The organism is Psychrobacter sp. CX10 (genome assembly GCF_057621575.2).
Genome location: NZ_CM177736.1, coordinates 1067852 through 1082874, shown reverse-complemented (window position 1 = coordinate 1082874; position 15023 = coordinate 1067852). Strand labels below are relative to the sequence as shown.

General features: G+C 39.3%; 9 protein-coding genes. 6 read left to right on the top strand and 3 right to left on the bottom strand.

All coding sequences use genetic code 11. The features are described from left to right. The first annotated feature begins 27 nt into the window (after positions 1 to 27). The 6 genes from AC21OH_RS04220 to AC21OH_RS04195 all read left to right on the top strand — a co-directional run bounded on the left by AC21OH_RS04220 (position 28) and on the right by AC21OH_RS04195 (position 9575). Positions 28 to 2199: a 3-hydroxyacyl-CoA dehydrogenase NAD-binding domain-containing protein gene (locus tag AC21OH_RS04220; RefSeq protein WP_487371046.1), complete on the top strand. Its 2172-nt coding sequence runs from the start codon at positions 28 to 30 to the stop codon at positions 2197 to 2199. After that, positions 2192 to 3253 (top strand): CaiB/BaiF CoA transferase family protein, encoded by a 1062-nt coding sequence (locus tag AC21OH_RS04215; protein ID WP_487371045.1) that lies wholly within the window; start codon positions 2192 to 2194, stop codon positions 3251 to 3253. Before AC21OH_RS04220 ends, AC21OH_RS04215 begins: the two co-directional genes overlap by 8 nt. A gap of 197 nt (positions 3254 to 3450) precedes the next feature. Beyond that, entirely contained in the window at positions 3451 to 5145 is a 1695-nt protein-coding gene (locus AC21OH_RS04210) for an AMP-binding protein (protein ID WP_487371044.1), read from the top strand. 429 nt (positions 5146 to 5574) lie between these two features. After that, entirely contained in the window at positions 5575 to 7260 is a 1686-nt protein-coding gene (locus tag AC21OH_RS04205; RefSeq protein WP_487371043.1) for an AMP-binding protein, read from the top strand. Between the two features lie 112 nt (positions 7261 to 7372). Continuing rightward, on the top strand, positions 7373 to 8569 hold the full coding sequence (locus AC21OH_RS04200; RefSeq protein ID WP_487371042.1) for an OmpP1/FadL family transporter: 1197 nt from the start codon (positions 7373 to 7375) through the stop codon (positions 8567 to 8569). Positions 8570 to 8864: 295 nt separating this feature from the next. After that, positions 8865 to 9575: a DarT1-associated NADAR antitoxin family protein gene (locus AC21OH_RS04195; RefSeq protein WP_487371041.1), complete on the top strand. Its 711-nt coding sequence runs from the start codon at positions 8865 to 8867 to the stop codon at positions 9573 to 9575. Between the two features lie 67 nt (positions 9576 to 9642). Here the strand turns inward: AC21OH_RS04195 and guaD are convergent, their stop codons facing one another. The 3 genes from guaD to xdhB form a co-directional block, all read right to left on the bottom strand. Then, on the bottom strand, positions 9643 to 11157 hold the full coding sequence (gene guaD, locus AC21OH_RS04190; RefSeq protein ID WP_487371040.1) for a guanine deaminase: 1515 nt from the start codon (positions 11155 to 11157) through the stop codon (positions 9643 to 9645). A 21-nt stretch (positions 11158 to 11178) separates the two neighbouring features. After that, positions 11179 to 12156, bottom strand: a complete 978-nt coding sequence (locus AC21OH_RS04185; RefSeq protein ID WP_487371039.1) for an XdhC family protein — start codon at positions 12154 to 12156, stop codon at positions 11179 to 11181. Between the two features lie 138 nt (positions 12157 to 12294). Continuing rightward, the gene (gene xdhB / locus AC21OH_RS04180; RefSeq protein WP_487371038.1) at positions 12295 to 14973 is read right to left on the bottom strand and encodes a xanthine dehydrogenase molybdopterin binding subunit; all 2679 of its coding nucleotides are present in this window, start codon (positions 14971 to 14973) and stop codon (positions 12295 to 12297) included. Positions 14974 to 15023: the final 50 nt, after the last annotated feature.

Sequence of the window (15023 nt, the reverse complement as noted above, 5' to 3'; positions counted from 1 at the left end):
TAAGTGTAGAAATAATAAGGATATAACATGAGCACAAACAGCGTAAACGCCATTAATGAACTAAATAATTTTTCGGCAGAAGCAGACAACGGTATTATCACCGTTACCATTGATCAAAGTGATCGCAAAATGAACGTGATTGGCGATGGCTTCAATGAAGCTTTTGCCACTTTAACTGACTCATTTATTAGTGATGAAGAGGCTAAAGGTCTTATATTAACTTCTGCCAAATCCACTTTTGTGGTTGGTGCTGATATTGATAAGCTTGCAAAAGTAGAAACTGCGCAACAAGCTTTTGATTTAGTAGAAGACCTAAAAACCAGTCTACGTAAGCTTGAGACCGCAGGCAAACCCGTAGTAGCAGCCATTACAGGCACGGCATTAGGCGGTGGTTTAGAGCTTGCTTTAGCCTGTCACTACCGAATTGCTATTGACTCTCCAAAGACCAAACTGGGTCTACCTGAAGTAAAACTGGGTCTATTGCCAGGCGGCGGCGGTACTCAGCGTTTACCTCGTTTAGTGGGTATCCAAAAATCGCTTGAATTGATGACTCAAGGCAAAGAGCTTCGTCCTAAGCAAGCCGTTGAAATTGGTCTTATTAATGACACTGCTAAAGACAATGATGAGCTAATCAGCAAAGCTAAAGAATGGATCAATAATAATCCTAAAGCCAGCCAGCCTTGGGATGAAAAAGGGTTTAGAATCCCAGGTGGAGATAGCAAGAACCCGAAAGTGGTTCAGGTATTTTCAATTGCTCCGGCAATGGCGAATCAAAAATCGCATGGCAATTACCCAGCTATTACACATATATTATCTAGTGTGTTTGAAGGCTGCTTAACAGATATCGATAATGGCCTGAAAATTGAGTCACGGTATTTTGTCGCTTGTGCCTTATCTGATGTTTCTAAAAACATGATTAATACCCTTTGGACTCAGCTAAATAACATCAAGAAAGGTCAGTCACGCCCTGATGGGTTTGAGCGCTCTAAAGTGAGCAAGGTTGGTATTCTTGGTGCCGGTATGATGGGTGCTGGTATTGCTTACGTTTCTGCAAAATCAGGTATGGATGTTGTGCTTTTAGATACATCTATTGAAGGTGCTGAAAAAGGTAAAAACTATTCTACCAAAATATTAGATAAAGCCATTAGTCGTGGTCGTTCTAATGAGGACAAAAAGCAAGCCTTATTAGATAAAATTAAGACTACCGTATCTTATGACGACCTAGAAGGCTGTGACTTAATTATCGAAGCGGTATTTGAAGACATAGATATTAAAGCGGCTTGTACTCGTAATGCTGAAGCAGTCATTCCAGAAACTGCCGTTTATGCTTCAAACACTTCGACGCTACCCATTACTGAACTGGCAAAAGCGAGTAAACGTCCAGATCAATTCATCGGATTACATTTCTTCTCTCCGGTAGATAAAATGCCATTGGTTGAAATTATTGTTGGTGAAGAGACAGATGATGCCACGTTAGCCAAAGGTTTTGATTATGTGGGTCAAATTGCTAAGACGCCAATCGTAGTTAATGACAGTCGCGGCTTCTACACCTCTCGCGTTTTTGGTACCTATGTATCAGAAGGTATAGCAATGTTGGCTGAAGGCATTCATCCACGCAGCATCGAAGTTGCCGGTTTAAAAGCGGGTATGCCAATGCCGCCTTTAGCCCTACAAGACGAAGTATCGCTAAGCTTGTCGTTACACGTTATGCAGCAGACTAAGCTTGCTTTAGAAGCTGAAGGTAAAACCTTTACCCCGCATCCAGCTATGCCAGTAGTCGAAAAAATGGTAAATGAGCTAGGACGTGAAGGTAAAAAAGTAGGTAAAGGCTTCTATGATTATCCAGAAAGTGGTGAAAAACGCTTATGGCCTGAGCTTACCGAGCTTTATCCGACTAAAGATGAGCAGCCATCACAGCAAGACTTAGTCGATCGTTTGCTTTACGTTCAAGCGAATGAGACTGCTAAATGTTATGAAGAGAATGTGGTACGTTCAGTAGCGGATGCTAATGTTGGATCAATATTCGGTTGGGGCTTTGCACCAAACCAAGGTGGTACGCTACAGTTCATTAACTCAGTTGGCGTTGCTAAGTTTGTTGAGCGTAGTAAAGAGCTTGCAGCTGCCTATGGTGAGCGTTTTGCACCTGCTAAAATTCTAGTAGAGATGGCAGAGAAAGGTCAGGAGTTTAGCGATGAGTAGCTCACTACTGGATCAAATGTCAGACTGCCTTCAAGGTGTAAAAGTAGTGGATCTAACCCGTAATTTGCCTGGTCCATTTGCGACTAGGCTACTTGCGGACCTTGGCGCACAAATTGTTAAGATTGAACCGCCGAATGGAGATCCTGCTCGTGCCTTTGGTGATTTGTTTACTGCATTAAATCATGGTAAAGACACTCAAAAAGTGAATTTTCGTGACAAAGTGGGTATTGAGACTATTAAAGAGCAGATAAGAGACGCCGACGTTATGCTTGATAGCTTTCGCCCTGGCGTACTAGAAGCCACAGGGTTAAGTGCTGAGACTTTACTAGCGCTTAATCCAAAACTGGTTATGGTGTCCATTACTGGTTATGGTAAAGCTGATGGCGAAACGGTAAATCATAACTGGACTCAAAAAGCAGGTCACGACATTAATTTTATGGCGATGAGTGGCGTGCTTGATCAGTTAAAGACTGCTGATGGTGGGCAAGCTATGCCAAATATTCAGTTTGCTGATTTAGCAGGTGGTAGTGATACTGCAGTCATCGCATTATTAGCTGCGGTTATTGCAGCCAAAGCTACGGGTAAAGGTCGCCATATTAATATTAGTATGACTCACAGCTTATATAACCATATGGTTATGCCGAAGTCTACCGGTAAGCTGATTGAGCAGATGACTGGTAAAAAACCTGTTCCTCAGTATGACTTCTTGGGTGGTCTGTTACCTTGTTACCGCCTATATAAGACATCAGATGAGCGTTATATGGCAGTCGGATCGCTTGAGCTTAAGTTCTGGCAAGGGCTTTGTGAAGTACTTGAGTTAGCAGATTTGAAAAATACGCACTGGCAGCGTGGTGTACTGCCAAATACGCCAGATAGCCGTGCCGCTATGCAAACCCTAGCTGATAAATTTGCAAGCAAGCCATTAGCGCATTGGCAACAAGTCTTTGCTGACGCCGATGTCTGCGTTACTACTGTATTAACCTTAGCAGAGGCTCAACAGCATCCGTTATTTGCTCATCAAGATCAGTATGGCGCTACTGCAGGTTGGCAATAGATTAATTTAATTTTATTTCTTCTAGACATTTTAATGCGCTTATTATAGTTTATTAGCTATAGCACCAAAAAATCATTATGTAGGTAGTTGTAAATTAACTGTTTAATATCTTTAATGATAATTTGAGCAGCTTATATAGAATTAAGATTAAAATGTTCCAAGGAAGGAATATTAACGTATACTATGGAAGGTAAGAAATGACTAAATTTTGGACAAAGCACTATCCCGAGGGTGTCGCAACCGACATTCCTGTTACTGATGACACGCTTGTTGAATTCTTCGACAAAACACTCAGTGAATTCTCTAGCAATAAATTTACCACTAATATGGGTGTTAGCTATACCTATGCGGATATAGATAACATATCACTTTCTATCGCCTCCTATTTGCAGAGTTTGGGACTGCCTCAAGGTTCCTCGATAGGTGTGATGATGCCTAACGTAAACCAATATTTACCTATTGTTATTGGCGCCCTGCGTGCAGGCATGGTATTAACTTTAATCAACCCTTTGTATACTGAACGTGAGCTTAAACACCAGCTCATTGATGCCGAGGCTAAAGTATTATTTATCTTAGAACCTTTTTGTAATACCTTAGATACCATCATCGACAAAACACCGCTCGAGTATGTTGTTATTAGTAGTATTGGCGATATGCTCAAAACCAAAGGTACGATAGTAAACCTTGCTGCTAAGTATATTAAAAAAGCAATTCCAAAATATGCTATTAAAGAACAAGACGATTGTGCCGTAACCCACTACAAAAAAGTTGTTGCAATGGGCAGGAAGTTAACCTATACACGTCCAAGCATTAAACCTGACGATATAGCCATGATTCAATATACGGGTGGCACCACCGGGATTGCAAAGGGTATTCTAATCACCCATAGAAATGCAGTGTATGGTAGTAGTCAATACGATGCATGGTTGAACTCGATTTTCCGTAATCGAGACAATGCGGATCAGCTAACATGCGTGGTTGCACTGCCTATGTATCATATTTTTGCATTTATTATCTCGCTACTTGGTATTCGTACCGGTCAGCATCTACTATTGGTTACCAATCCACGAGATGTAGACAGTTTTGTTAAGATACTTAGCAAAGAAGAGTTTCATCTTTTGCCTGCGGTTAATACTTTGTTCCAAGCACTGCTCAATCATCCCAAATTTAAAGACGTCGATTTTTCTTCGTTACAGTTGACCCTAGCCGGTGGTATGGCAGCCACTCAGGAAACAGCTAGAAAATGGTTTGATATCACCGGTGTGCACATACTCGAAGGTTGGGGTATGTCTGAAACACTTGGAGTAGGTACTGCAAATCCGCTTACTTCTACCGAATTTAACGGCACAATTGGGATGCCACTACCCGGAATAGACATTAAAGTAATTGATGATAACGGGGAGGAGGTAGCAATAAATGAAGAGGGAGAGATTGTTATAAAAGGTGCCAACGTTATCAAAGGCTATCACAATCTTGACAATACTAAGTTCTTTACTGAAGATGGCTACCTTAAAACAGGTGATGTTGGCGCTATTAATGAGCAGGGATATGTAAAACTTTTTGATAGAAAAAAAGATATGCTCATTGTTAGTGGATTTAATGTTTATCCAAATGAAGTCGAAAGTGTTGTGGAGATGCATCCTAAAGTTAGGGAGTGTTCTGTTGTTGGTGTTGACGATGAGCTTCAAGGTCAATCTGTTAAGGTATTTATCGTCAAAGATGATAAAAGCCTAAGCAAAAAAGACATTCAAGAATTTTGCAAAAAGAATCTGGCAGGGTATAAGCGACCACGCCATATTGACTTTATAGATGAATTACCAAAGTCTACTGTTGGCAAGATTTTGAGGCATGAACTTCGTTCAAAGAATCAAGACGTAGCTGAAGAGGCTTGAATGATATATTACTAATGCTTAAGAAAATGTCTTGGAATATTGTAACTTGCAGATAATAAAGACCCATATAATTTTTTGGTATGAAACAAACATGGTTTTTATGATGGGGTCTTATCGTTAAAAAGGGCTGAATCATTAATATATTATTTAGCCCTTTTAAGTATTTGAAACTGATCAAATGAGGGTGTATACGGTAGGAATCTATTTAAACAATAAACCCATATTGCATTTAGTTTCGTTAAACTGATGAATATAAATTAAGTATTAAATAATTTAAAAAATAGTGAAAAAACATCATTTTTTGGCTATTATAAATAAGTTGAACAATTTTTAGAAATTAGTGTCTTATATAGACATAGATTATTGAAGGTTTGACATTTCAAATGCCTCAATGAAGAGGCGAGCTTAATTACCAATGGAAGGTGAACAATGGATAAATTTTGGACCCAGAACTACCCTGAAGGTGTCGCCGCTGACGTACCCTTTGATAATGATACTCTGATCGATCTATTTGAAAAATCGTTAGATGAGTTTGCTAAAGATAAATTCATGACGAATATGGACGTATCTTACTCATATAATCAAGTCGGTCAGATGTCTCGTAACATAGCTGCATGGATACAAAGTACTGGACTACCTGAAGGTTCAGTCATTGCGGTCATGATGCCAAATGTTAACCAGTATCTTCCTATAGTTATTGGGGCCTTAAGAGCCGGTATGGTATTGACTTTAGTCAATCCTTTATATACCCCACGTGAACTTAAGCATCAACTTATAGATTCTGATGCCAAAATGATATTTATTTTAGAGCCCTTTTGCCATTCTATGGATAGCATTATTGAAAAGACACCTGTCAAGACAGTCGTTGTAAGTTCAATAGGGGATATGCTAGGTACTACCAAGGGCGCCGTTATTAACTTTGCTGCTAAATATATTAAAAAAGCAGTACCTAAATACAATATCAAGACCACCTCTGAACATGCCGTACTTCACTTTAAATCCATTTTAAATGAGTCCAATAATTTAACATATACCCGCCCTCAACCAAAGCCTGATGACTTAGCGATGATTCAATATACTGGCGGGACGACAGGTGTTGCTAAAGGTATATTAATTAGTCATCGCAATGTGGTATATGGGACCAAACAGTACGACGAATGGTTTAATCCAATTTATGATGGTTTAAATAATATTGGCCAGCTTACGTGTGTCGTTGCTCTGCCGATGTATCATATTTTTGCCTTAATCATATCTTTCTTAGGAATACGTAAAGGACAACATCTTCTACTCGTCACTAATCCGAGGGATATTGATGCCTTTGTGAAGCTGTTAAGTAAAGAACCGGTAAATTTGTTTCCTGCCGTTAATACCTTATTTCACGCATTACTTTTACATCCAAAATTCAAAGATATTGATTTCTCCCAGCTTAAGCTTTCATTGGCTGGAGGGATGGCAGCCACACCTGAAATGGCGAGAAAATGGTATGAAGCAACAGGCGTCCCTATTATTGAAGGTTGGGGGATGTCCGAAACACTCGGCGTTGGCACTGCAAACCCCTTAACGAATAAGGAATTTACAGGGTCGATAGGTATTCCATTATGTGGTATCGATCTTAAAATCTATGATGAAAATGAAAATCCGCTAGGTATTGGTGAGATTGGTGAGATTGTTATCAAAGGTGGTAATGTTATCTCCGGCTATCATAACTTAGATAATAGTAAGTTTTTCACCAATGATGGTTACCTTAAAACAGGGGATGTTGGATCTATCGATGAAAAGGGTTATGTCAAACTCTTTGATAGAAAAAAAGACATGATTATTGTGAGTGGATTTAACGTCTATCCTAATGAAGTTGAAAGTGTCGTTGAAATGCATCCTAAAGTAAGAGAGTGCTCTGTAGTTGGAGTGGATGACGAGTCCCAAGGTGAATCAGTCAAAGTATTTATCGTTAAAGATGATAAGAGCTTAACTGAAAAAGAAGTTTACGAGTTCTGTAAGAAAAATCTAGCTGGTTACAAATGTCCACGCCATATTGAGTTTATTGATGAGTTGCCCAAGTCTACTGTCGGTAAAATATTAAGACATAAATTACGAACATTAAGCAATAAAGAATAGATCAATTAAATAATGAGTCATTTAAGTTCAATAGCTCATTATTTGCCTTCGCTAATAACCCCTATTTAGTCGCAATGGATGTGGCTAATAATACTGCAATGGAGAATGTACAATGTCAAAAAATTTCACTCTAAATCAATTAGCTGGTGCTTTAGCATTGGTGTCTTTAGCTTCAATGGCTGGCGCTGCTGGTCTTGATCGCTCTGGTCAACCTAGTGCTGAGTTTACTAAAGAGGGTACTTATGCTTATGCAAGTGCTTATCGTATTAGCCCAGAAACCAAGGGAGAATATACTGATAACGGCGTTACTAGAAAATATGACGAAGTTGCTCAAGATTATAATGGCTATGGTTATGGTGTTAAAACCGATATAAACGATAAAGTTAGTGTTGGGGTTTTCTATGATCAGCCCTTTGGTGCAGAGATTGAAGTTGAAGGCGATAACAACCCGCTTGTTAATGGAAATGTCCATACCAAAGCAAGTGTAAAGTCAGATACCTTTACGGGTTTAGTTAACTTAAAGCTTGGTCAGAACGACAACTTTAGACTTTATGGTGGCCCAGTCTTAAGTAAGCTTGAAGGCGATCTCAATTTAGCGAGCGGAGAGAGATCTGGCAGTTTAAGTAGCTTAGCTGCGATAGATGGATATACTTTGAGTCTTGATAAAAATTCAGATTATGGCTATATGGTTGGTGCTGCATATGTTAAGCCTGAAATTGGTTTAAAAGCAGCGGTGACTTATCGATCTGAGATAGAGCATGATATTAATTTCCGCGAGAATATGCCAGCTTTTAGAGCCTCACAATCTAAAGAAGCGACTTTGGAGCTACCAGAGTCGATTAATATCGATTTTCAGACTGGCCTAAATCCTACGACTTTGATGACTGCAAAAGCACGCTGGGTACCTTGGGGTGATTTTAAAATCTCTCCACCTTTGTTGTCAGGTAATGTAAAAAGACTTACGGGGGCTAAGGAAGCGCCTTTAGTTGCCTACTCTGATGACTCTTATATGCTTGAGTTAGGTTTAGGTAAGCGTCTATCACCAGCACTTGCGGTTTCTGGAACTATTGGTTGGGATAAAGGCGCTGGAAATCCTGTAACAGTATTGGGTCCCGCTGAAGGATATTACAGTATTGGTTTGGGTGCTAAATACAATGTTACTCCAGAATGGTCTGTTGCGTTAGGGGGTAAGTATCTTATGTTAGGTGATGCAGATACACAGTTATCTTCAACCAAAGCACCTATGGGTAAGTTTGAAGATAACGATGCCTATGTGGTCGGTATGAAATTAGAATACGCTTCTAAATAGCAGATTAACTAAGCTAGTTAACTAAACAATTGAATAATTTTTAAAACCACTTAGTTTGGCTGTATTTGTATAGAATATAAAACCAGGGTAGTTGCCTTGTGTTATACAAATACAGCCATTTAAGTAGTTGTTCAAAATTTAGTCAGACAATTATAATAAGTACTTCTTTGACTTTTTTCTATAGTCCAAAAAACTCCTCAAGATAAATCACTCAGAATAAGTTAAACTGCCTTGCTAAGATGACATGATATTTATTTATTGATACCAAGTAAATTAGAGTTAAAGGCACCTCGTTATGAAATTAGCATCAACCGCTTCCGAACAAAAACCAGTATTTATGCCTAGGGTTGGTAGTGATAATCTTGTAAAAACAGATATGGTCAGAATTGAGAGACATTCAGGATTTGCTAGCAGACAAAAGAAAAAAACCATCAATGACCTGCATCAAGTTATTCGTAAAAAGTACGGTTTCAAAAATGTACTAGAGCTATCGACTAAATCTGGTAATAAGTTAAGTTTTCTACTCAGCCCTTATAGCCTGAAGATTATTAATAAAAACGGTGATCAGTTTAGTGTTGAAAATGCTTTTCAAAGCAGTAAAGTCTTTGAAAAAGGTGGTCCATATATTGATCTATTGACCGCCAAACCTCGTCAAGCCAGAAATGATGACAGATTAATCTCATCTGGAGAGCTAACGGGTTATGATTTTTTCGGAATGCTATGGAATGTTGAACCCTTAACAACTTTTTATGATTGGCTTTATATTAATGCTTTAAAGCAACATTCTGAACTTCATGAAGAGGTGATGCACTATCAAGCATTTACTGATATTACCTTTAACCCTAAAAGAATCATACATTGTGCTGCGTACTCTCTTGCCATGTTTGTAGCACTGTATAAAAGAGAGCTGCTCGAAAAAGTAGAAAACCCAGGCGAATTTTATGATTTGCACACCGAGTTTAAATTGAGTAATACTGAGCAGCTTTTAGAAGAGGGATGGTTCTGATATGGACATCATGCAATAATCAAAGCTTACCTTGTAATCGTTACTATTTAAATATCATTTTTAAATCTCATGACATATCTTCAATTTTGTTGTATCGACAAACCCCAGCAATGTAAGTTTGTTTAATGACTCGGTCATCACCCATCATCATAAGTACAAAGAGTGTCTCTTCAAGCGTATTGGTATGAGACATTCTTTGCTCAAGTAGCCGAGTGGCATCGGTATCAATGATTAAAAAGTCAGCCTCACTTCCTACTGAAAGATTACCAATTTTATCTTCTAAACATAAAGACTGTGCATTACCTAAGGTTATTTGATACAAACCCTGATGCGCGGACAAACGATTGCCTTGTAGCTGCTGGACTTTATAGGCTTCACTTAATGTGGTTAATAAACTAAGACTCGTGCCAGCACCAACATCTGTTGCAATACTTACTCCGGTATAACTTAAAGTTTTGGGTAGATCAAATAAGCCGCTGCCCAAAAACAAGTTGGATGTTGGACAATGTGATATTTGAGTACCAGTGTCTTGTAAGCGTAGATACTCAGAGTCATTTAGATAAATGCCATGCGCAAGCGTCGTCTTACTACCCAATAAGCCCATCTTGTCATAGACATCCAAATACCCATTGTAGCTAGGATACATCTGCTTTACGGCCGCTATTTCATCCTTATTTTCCGCTAAATGCGTTTGAAGATACACACCTTTATTATCAGCATAAAGCTCTCCTGCCAAAGCTAATTGCTTTGGGGTTGAGGTAATCGCGAAGCGGGGAGTGATGGCAACGTGCTGACGACCATTATCATGCCAGCTATTAATTAGGGTTTGCGTATCTTGTATACCTTGTTTGGCTTCAACCAATAATGACTCAGGGGCATTTTGATCCATCAATACATTACCGCAAATCATTCTCGTGTTTAGCTCAGCGCTTACTTTAAAAAATTCATCAGCTGAGGTTAAGTGACTGGTTGCATATACCATGGCACTGGTGGTGCCATTAGCCAATAATTGATTTATAAAAAATTCTGACTGAGCGTATGCAAACTGTCGATTACCGAAACTGGCTTCTGTGACGTAGGTATAATTATTTAACCAATCTAATAGCTGATCCCCATACGCTGCTACCATGTCCAGCTGAGGGTAATGAATGTGCGTGTCTATAAACCCTGGCATGATCATATACTTTTTAAAATCATGTACCTTAACTTCTACTGTACTATATGCAGGTTCATTTATAGAAGGTTCATTTATAGAAGGAGTGTTTACTGAAGGTGCGTCTAAATCAACTGAATTTTGAACCCCTTCACGTTGGCCCGAATCTTTTTTGGATAGTTGGTTATTCAAGTACCTTGGGAGAATCTCATTGGAATGACCATAATCTATAATTAGTCCATTACTATCATCAACTACCAAAGCACCTTGTTGTATATATTCTGGAAATATTTTATACCCTTTATTAATCGTCATAAGGTCGATAGGCAAGTCTATAAGGTATGCATTTGATTTGCTTTTATTAGATTTGTCTTCAATAGGGTAGCTAACGTAATGCAATACTTTGGCTTGATAAATGTGTAAGGTCATGTAGATCCTAAAATGAGACAGCTATTGGTTATTATATTCTTGTAGTATTTGTGCCATGATTGATACGGCAACTTGCATAGGCTCTTTACCCCCTATGGGCAGCCCAATCGGCATATGAAGTTGCGCCATATCCCTATCAGCTATATGACGCTGAGACAATTGGTGTCTGAATCGTTTGGCCTTAGTCTGTGAAGCAATACAACCAATATAAGTGAAAGGTTTTTCATTATCGTAGTGCTGATTTACTTCAATGGCCTTTTTTACTAATTCAAAATCCAAACCATGATCATGCGTCATGATCAGTACAAAATGAGGGGTAGGGTAGGATTTAATGAATTCTGTAGGATCATCAGTAATATGTGTTTTTATATGAGCGGGTAATAAGCCATCTTGATCATTAATTTCAGAATCGGTGTTTTTAAGATTTTGTATTAAAGAATCTGTTTGGTTATTAAACATAACCGGCCGATTATCAATCCAACTCACCTGACAAGTTGTCTGAGCCAATATGCTTACCAACGCATTAGCAACGTGACCTGCACCAAATATTAATAAAGATAAAGTAGGTTTAATATTAAATACTTCAAAACTCACGGTAACGCTACCACCGCAACATTGCCCAAGCTTCGCGCCTAGTGGATAATGTTTGGAAAATACGGATTGGTGTTGGTTAGTTAAAGACTCTTTGTTACCAGTAACCTTTTTTTCCTGAATCTTATTGTTTAGCAGCTCATTTTGGACGTTATTTGGCACGTTAAGTTTATTGGTTATTTGTCCGCTCAAAAGCTCCTTTGCAGTGTTGATAACATCAAACTCAAGACCACCACCTCCAATCGTATCGAAGCTGTTCGTTTGGGTAATAACCATTTTTGCCTGTAGATCACGTGGTGCTGATCCACTTATTTTCACAATAGTAACCAGCACATGAGGAATACCGTTAAGTTGGCATTCGTTCAACGCCTCATACCATTTTATAGGCCTTCTTACATTATGAGTCATTTAAGTTTGCTTCATTGATTAGCTTGATATGATATTTGAACATACATTGTTTTAGATATTTTTAGCCAGTGCTGCCGATAGATATTTTGGAGTGTTCAACAGACCCTAGTCTACATCATCTTAATGTACACCCTTTTACTAAACGCTGTGAGCAGGTCCTCTTGAGACTTCCAAATTAGCATCATCTATAGATTGAGTATTGTCTATATTTAAAGGTTGATTTAAAGACACATAAGGTGGTTTAGTCTGAGTATCGTGATCAACATAAGGCGTTAATAATTTAAAATAGTTCATATAGGTATGCGTACTATTACTACACATAGGTGATACGAACCTTTTATCAGAGTTCGATTCCACAATCAATTTATTTACCGTTTCATCATCGTGACTACTGTTTGTAATTTCCCATTCGCTACCTTCAAGCTTAATGATTGATTTTAAAACCGCTTCAGGGGTAGCAGGCATAGACAGTTCAGGGTTTTGTTGATAATCTGCAATACTTGCAATGGCATTATTAATGGCACACCATACGCTGCCAGCCAGCATAAATGGAGGTTCACCGACGGCTTTTGAATTATAGATGGTTTGTTCTTTATTTTTTCGATTATAAAGCTTGACGTCCCATTGTTTCGGCATATCATGGGCCGTCGGAATTTTGTAATTAGCTGGGCTATTTGACGCTAGAGATCCGTTTTCATTCCACAATAGCTCTTCTTGGGTTAACCAGCCCATCCCTTGAATGAATCCACCTTCAATTTGACCAATATCAATATCTGGATTAATGGATTGACCCACATCGTGCAAAATATCGCAGCGTAAAACGCTATATACGCCTGTTGTTGTATCAATTTCAACCTCACTACACGCCGCCCCGAGTGAATAATACAAGAAGGGTCGACCCCAGGCTTTATTGCGCTCATAGAATATTTTGGGCGTTTTATAGAATCCTGTTGAAGATAAGCTCACTCGGTGTCGATAGGCAAGGGTAACAAAATCTGCAAAGGTGAGCACCATAGTTTTACCATCTGCATCGTCTTGATTATTTATGGTACTCACGTGGGTGTTTTGTTGAACAGCCTCAATATAAACGTGATTATTTTTAAAACTAATATCTGATTCATCTACCTTAAAGAAGTCACTTGCAAACTCAATGAGTCTTGATTTGATAGTTTGGCACGCATTTTGCGCCGCTTTGCCATTTAAGTCTGTGCCAGATGAGGCGGCAGTAGGAGAGGTGTTAGGAACTTTATCAGTACGGGTTGCAGATACCTTTACCGTTTCTAAATCAACATCGAACTCATTGGCAACTACTTGGGCTATTTTAACAAATAAGCCTTGACCCATTTCAGTACCACCGTGATTTAGATGAATACTGCCATCGGTATAGATATGAACCAGAGCGCCTGCTTGGTTCAAGGTTTGAACGGTAAAGGAAATACCAAATTTAACTGGTGTTAATGCGATACCACGTCTTTTTGGACTGCCTTTACTATCTGCTTTTTTATTACTTTCAATTATTAGTTGACGACGTGCTTTATAATCGCAATCGTTGGCAAGCGTGTGCATTAAGTCTGCAAGATCAAAATGTTCTATTGGCTGACCGTAGTGAGTTTGCTGACCATCTTTATATAAATTATTAAGACGTACCTCTAAAGGGTCTTTGCCTATAGAATAGGCAATATGATCCATCAAATATTCGGCAGTCATCAGACCTTGAGGCCCACCAAACCCTCTATAAGCAGTGCTTGAGACAGTATGCGTCTTGCAGCGATGACCAACTACCTTGGCAGTAGGATAAAAGTAGGCGTTGTCGCAGTGGAACATGGCCCTATCGACAATCGCGTCAGACAGATCGGGGGAGTAGCCGCACAAAGCTGCTAACTGTATATCCACTCCCTGTACTTTTCCAGACTCATCTATTCCGATCGTATAACGGTTTGAAAACTCATGTCGCTTTCCAGTAACTACCATGTCATCTTGTCTATTTAGGCGCATACTCACAGGTAGATTGTGACGCTTTGCGACGACTCCTGCCAAACACGCCCATGCAGCTGCTTGGGTTTCTTTACCGCCAAAGGCACCGCCCATACGACGTACGATGGCATTAACACTATGAAAGGGCAGACCTGTGACTTCGGCAACTAGCTGTTGCACCTCGCTTGGATGTTGAGAAGAGGTATGTACCTCAAGACCGCCATCATCGGTCGGAATAACAAACGCGACTTGGCCTTCAAGATAGAAATGCTCTTGACCCAGCATGCGTATAGATCCCTTGATGATAGTCGGTGCATTTTTGAGTGCATTTCTATAATCTCCTCGCTGCATGGTATAACTTGGTCGGACAAACTGTTTTTGTTTTAATGCCTCATCAATACTTAATATAGCAGGAAGAACTTCATACTCTACTAGCGCTTTTTGTGCAGCTTTTTTGGCTGCAATGTGAGAGGTTGCAGCGACGGCAAATAAGGTTTGACCCACATACTCGACCTTAGTATCTGCTATAAGTGGATCACCATCAAACACTGGGCCGATATCAGTTTGAGCGGGTAAATCCTCAAACGTAATAACGTCTACTACACCTTCGGACGCTCTCACAGCATCAAGGTTAAGGTGTGTAATACGAGCATGAGCCATTTCACTTTTACCGATAGCAATATGCAGTGTGTTCTTGGGTTTGGCAATATCATCAACATAGATAGCGCTACCCATAACGTGACTAACGGCACTGTCGTGTTTGGCAGACGAGCCAATTTTTTGCTTAGGCGGACGATTACGCCTTGCTGCATAGGTATCAAATAATGGAGATTGGTGACTCATAGCGCTGTCTCGAAGTATTTATTAAAAAGTTTTATTACTTAAATTTGGTA

What these genes read in the sequence shown, in the direction of transcription:
- guaD (WP_487371040.1), bottom strand. Translation starts at nt 11,157, where the DNA reads ATGACCTTACACATTTATCAAGCCAAAGTATTGCATTACGTTAGCTAC.
- AC21OH_RS04185 (WP_487371039.1), bottom strand. Translation starts at nt 12,156, where the DNA reads ATGACTCATAATGTAAGAAGGCCTATAAAATGGTATGAGGCGTTGAAC.
- AC21OH_RS04215 (WP_487371045.1), top strand. Translation starts at nt 2,192, where the DNA reads ATGAGTAGCTCACTACTGGATCAAATGTCAGACTGCCTTCAAGGTGTA.
- xdhB (WP_487371038.1), bottom strand. Translation starts at nt 14,973, where the DNA reads ATGAGTCACCAATCTCCATTATTTGATACCTATGCAGCAAGGCGTAAT.
- AC21OH_RS04220 (WP_487371046.1), top strand. Translation starts at nt 28, where the DNA reads ATGAGCACAAACAGCGTAAACGCCATTAATGAACTAAATAATTTTTCG.
- AC21OH_RS04195 (WP_487371041.1), top strand. Translation starts at nt 8,865, where the DNA reads ATGAAATTAGCATCAACCGCTTCCGAACAAAAACCAGTATTTATGCCT.
- AC21OH_RS04210 (WP_487371044.1), top strand. Translation starts at nt 3,451, where the DNA reads ATGACTAAATTTTGGACAAAGCACTATCCCGAGGGTGTCGCAACCGAC.
- AC21OH_RS04205 (WP_487371043.1), top strand. Translation starts at nt 5,575, where the DNA reads ATGGATAAATTTTGGACCCAGAACTACCCTGAAGGTGTCGCCGCTGAC.
- AC21OH_RS04200 (WP_487371042.1), top strand. Translation starts at nt 7,373, where the DNA reads ATGTCAAAAAATTTCACTCTAAATCAATTAGCTGGTGCTTTAGCATTG.